Annotated in this window: 3 protein-coding genes; 2 read left to right on the plus strand and 1 reads right to left on the minus strand. The window is 37.3% G+C overall.

Annotated elements, in window-relative coordinates:
• Positions 1-2,021: LysM peptidoglycan-binding domain-containing protein (locus tag NZ519_12800; GenBank protein ID MCS7029633.1), on the plus strand; the 2,021-nt coding region annotated here is incomplete at its 5' end.
• 8 nt (positions 2,022-2,029) lie between these two features.
• Positions 2,030-3,319, plus strand: coding sequence for a rod shape-determining protein RodA (rodA, locus tag NZ519_12805; GenBank protein MCS7029634.1), 1,290 nt, complete (start codon positions 2,030-2,032; stop codon positions 3,317-3,319).
• Between the two features lie 164 nt (positions 3,320-3,483).
• On the opposite strand, the gene NZ519_12810 is transcribed toward rodA, so the two are convergent.
• Positions 3,484-3,633, minus strand: coding sequence for a hypothetical protein (locus NZ519_12810; protein ID MCS7029635.1), 150 nt, complete (start codon positions 3,631-3,633; stop codon positions 3,484-3,486).
• Positions 3,634-4,058: the final 425 nt, after the last annotated feature.

The raw sequence follows: 4,058 nt of genomic DNA on the forward strand, positions 1-4,058 counted from the left end.
GCGCAGCGAAGTACCGAAGCGAAGCGCAGTGCGGAATGCCCCGACCCTTGCGTCAGCAAGGGGCACGCCCAAAAAATGATTACCTTCTAAAACTATTATGCTATAATTTGTTATTTTTGTCTGCCCTTGTAACTCACGTTCAAAAGTGTATGCAAGTAATTGCTTTTATCATCGTTTTAGGGCTAATTTTAAGCAAGCCTACATTCTGCCAAGTTCTTGAAACACAAGATACAACAAAATACGAAGAGATACACTCTAACTCAATAGATACTACATACACCACAGAATACACAGGAATTACTCATAAAAAATATGACTTCATTGAGTACAGCATAAACTTTATACAACAGCCCAACCACGAAGCAATGAAAAAATTTTACCAAGCCCTCGATCAATCTAAAAATAGAAAAGTTATTATTGTCCATATTGGGGACTCTCACATACAACCTGACGGATATTCGTATAACATGAGAAATATTTTGCAAAAAGAATTCGGATACGCAGGGCGAGGTATGATATTCCCCTATCGTGCAGCAGGTACGCATAATGCTTTTACCCATTACTCCGAAGTAAAAGGAAAATGGGAAAGTGATTTTAATGTGCGCAAGCAACAAAAATTTGATATTGGTCTAACAGGCGTTACAGCTCGAACTTCAGACCCTAATGCATCGGTCAAAATAAGTTTTAGAAACGAAGTATCCAAAGCAGACTTTGACTATGTCAAACTGTACTACAAACGCTCTCCTCATACTTTTAATGTCAAAGTTACAGTCAATGATTCGGCTTCTTTTGTAGTCAATTGCGTAGCAGACACTGCGTCTACTTTGCCATATATTGGCTTTAGAGTACCAAGAAGAACAAGAACACTTACTTTATCTATGGAAAGAGTATTTCAAACTCTCAATGACACACTTAAAATTGAAACGTCTAAATTTTTTGAGCTTTACGGATTAAGCTTTGAATTAGAAAAGGAAAACGGAATACTTTACCATGCTGTCGGCATCAACGGTGCTCCATTTGAAGCTATTTTGCGGCAAAACTTGATGGAAGTTCAAATTAAAGAAATGAACCCAGACCTTGTCATTGTAGACATGGGGGGAAATGAATACTACGGTAGGGGCGTTCATAAAGAAAGCTATGCCTCAAGATTGTCCCAAATTGTAAAAAATATTCAGCAATGGTGTCCTAACGCGAGTATTTTACTTTCTTCTCCTCATGAGTTTTACTACCGAAGATATTACAATAGAAATTGGAGTAAAGATGCACGAGACGTAACTAAGCAGGTCGCTTTTGATAACAACTGCGGTTTTTGGGATAACTATGCTATCAGCGGAGGGCGATACGCCGTTCCAAAGTGGCAAAAGGAAGGTTTATTTGGTTGGGATAGAATACATTTAACTCCACAAGGATACGCTTTACGGGGCGCTCTAATGGCACAAGGATTACTCAACTCATACTATATCTACCGAAAAGGTGAAGAATACTTCTATACCATTAAAGATAGCTTGCAAAAACTAATTACAGAGGTTGAGAATAAAAAACAGGTGCCACCCCAAGAAACTTACTACGCAGCTAAAAATATAACTACAAATGGGAATCAAATCATTTATACAGTACAACCTGGTGACGTTTTGGGTTCAATTGCCCGAAAATTTGGTACAACTGTATTTGCTATCCAAGCCTGGAACAATTTATCTGGTACTTTGATACATCCTGGGCAAAAATTGGTCATCTATAATAGTAATGCATCTGCATCTGTAACTCCTAAACCTGCAACCCCTAGCAATTCTTCTAATGTTCAAAACAGTAACCTTAACCCCAAGCCTAATATCCAAGAAAAACCTTCCACGATGCTAAGAGGTTTTCCTAAAACAACTGCCCTTACACATACCGTAGTTTCAGGGGATAACTTATGGAGCATTGCTAAAAAATACGGTACCACTATTGAAAAGCTTTGCCAAATTAACCACCTAACTCCCAAAACCAAGCTAAAAATTGGAATGGTACTTCAAATACAATAAACCTCATGATGAATAGAAGTAGGGAAGAAAAGCTTTTTGGAAAGATAGATCTGGTAAGTCTAATTCTGTACTTGCTTTTGATAATTGGCGGGTGGTTTTCTATCTATTCGGCTGAACATAAAATAGGCACTATCACAGACACTATTACTTGGAAAGAAATGATAAACACAAAATTTGAAGCAGGTAAACAATTTTATTGGATAATTATTTGTTTAGTCATAGGTGTTTTTATTTTGGTAAACCCTGCCTGGTATTACAATAAATATGCATATACTGTATATACCCTTGTGATATTTACGTTGGTTTTGACTTTATTTTTTGCTCCTAGTATAAATGGTGCAAAAAGTTGGATAAAAATCACAAGCACGATAAGAATTCAGCCCACAGAGTTTGCTAAGTTGGCTGTTTGCTTAGCCTTAGCACGGTATATGAGTCATACAAATTTTACTTTCAAAAACCGTGAAGATCAGTTTTTTGTTGCAGGTATTATTATGCTGCCCATGCTGCTGGTACTAGCTCAAAATGATACAGGTTCGGCATTAGTATTTACAACTTTTGTTATTGCTGCTTTTAGAGAAGGATTATCCCCTTTATTTATTATCATTCCTGCATTAGGGGCTGTTTTATGTATTTTAGCCTTAGTTTTTCCGTTAGAATGGTTATTTTTTTGGATTGTAGCGCCTACTCTGTTGATGTTAGTGTTTATTAACAGATTTTACATCAAGTCTTTGATTATCATAGCGTTAGCCTGTTTAATAGTCATATTTTCTGCAAATATGTTTGTCAATAAAGTATTACAGCCCCACCAAAGGGATAGGATTTACGCTATGTTAGACCCTACTATTGACCCCAAAGGTTCAGGATGGAACGTAATACAATCTAAAATAGCGATAGGTTCAGGGGGTTGGTTAGGAAAAGGATTTTTAAGAGGTACTCAATCAAAAGGTGGATATATCCCCGAGCAAACAACAGATTTCATTTTTTGTACTATTGGTGAAGAGCAAGGGTTTAGAGGTGTCTTTATTTTTCTTTTGATATACACAGCCTTTATGCTGCGATGTTTATACATGGCTGAGAATGCAAAAAATATGTATACACGCATTTACGGTTATGCTTATGTTTCAATTATTTTTTTTCATTTTGCTGTGAACGTAGCTATGACTTTAGGTTTAGCCCCTGTGATAGGTATTCCTTTACCTTTTTTCAGTTATGGAGGTTCAAGTTTAGTGGCTTTTTCGTTAGGTTTTTTTATTTTGCTCAAGCTATATTCCGAAGCAGATAAAAGATTTGCGATATAATAGAACTGTTCTTTTTTCAGGCATACCCTCGCTGCACTCAGAGCAGAGCATTCCGCACGTAGCCCCCCGCAGCACACCGTCGTGGGCATAAGCGCAGCGAAACGCCTACAAGGGGTATGCCAAAAAATTTATATTATATTGTCTTTTGTGTAAAACAAAAAAGCTTAAGGTGATACTGAAAAACAAATTGGATTTTTAGCCCAAGAAGTAGAAGCTGTTCTGCCTGAACTCGTACGTGAAGCTTCTATCCCTGGTTCTGGCGGATTAGCACAAAGTGCAGAAAGTAAAGTTCCTGCAACAAGGTATTTACTCAAAACCCTAAATTCTACTGCTATTATACCTATACTAGTGGAAGCTATAAAAGAACAACAGCAAATTATACAAGACCTCAAACTTAGAATAGAAAGAATCGAATCTTCCAACCATTAGTGCATGTTTAGTAAAATACATTAAATTCCCGTTCTTAAAAAACGGGAATTTTTATTTTTAGCAAAAAATAAATCCAAAATCCTTGAATTAGTCAAAACACGCGGTTTATTACCTATTTCAAAAATACTTGCTTTTTTGCCTACTCCTTCTATCAAATACTTCACTGGCGTAGGATGCAATGTATTATTTTTGATTGATAAATTACTTTTTGGGCGTGCCCCTCGCTAACGCTCGGGTCGGGGCATTCCGCACTGCGCTTCGCTTCGGTGCTTCGCTAACGCTTCGCACTGCCCTTACGGGCATGCTCCAT

Source organism: Bacteroidia bacterium (genome assembly GCA_025056095.1).
Taxonomy (GTDB): Bacteria; Bacteroidota; Bacteroidia; order JANWVE01; family JANWVE01; genus JANWVE01.

What these genes read in the sequence shown, in the direction of transcription:
- rodA (MCS7029634.1), top strand. Translation starts at nt 2,030, where the DNA reads ATGAATAGAAGTAGGGAAGAAAAGCTTTTTGGAAAGATAGATCTGGTA.